General features: G+C 53.6%; 1 protein-coding gene. It reads left to right on the top strand.

The features are described from left to right. Positions 1-10 precede the first annotated feature (10 nt). Positions 11-233, top strand: a 223-nt coding sequence (locus SB725_RS34045) for an ATP-binding cassette domain-containing protein (protein WP_410923805.1), incomplete at its 3' end; no start/stop codon positions are given.

Genomic DNA, 233 nt, shown 5'->3' with positions numbered 1-233 from the left:
GGGGGAAACCATGACGACTAACCAACACCAGGAGATCCTCCGCACCGAAGGATTAAGTAAATTTTTCCCCGGCGTCAAAGCGTTAGACAACGTTGATTTCAGCCTGCGCCGCGGCGAAATCATGGCGCTGCTCGGTGAAAACGGGGCAGGAAAATCAACGCTAATCAAAGCATTAACTGGTGTATACCACGCCGATCGCGGCACCATCTGGCTGGAAGGCCAGGCTATCTCAC

This window comes from Pseudomonas sp. SIMBA_041 (assembly GCF_046535095.1).
Taxonomy (GTDB): Bacteria; Pseudomonadota; Gammaproteobacteria; order Pseudomonadales; family Pseudomonadaceae; genus Aquipseudomonas; species Aquipseudomonas mucoides.
This window is presented reverse-complemented; position numbering and strand designations above follow the sequence as displayed.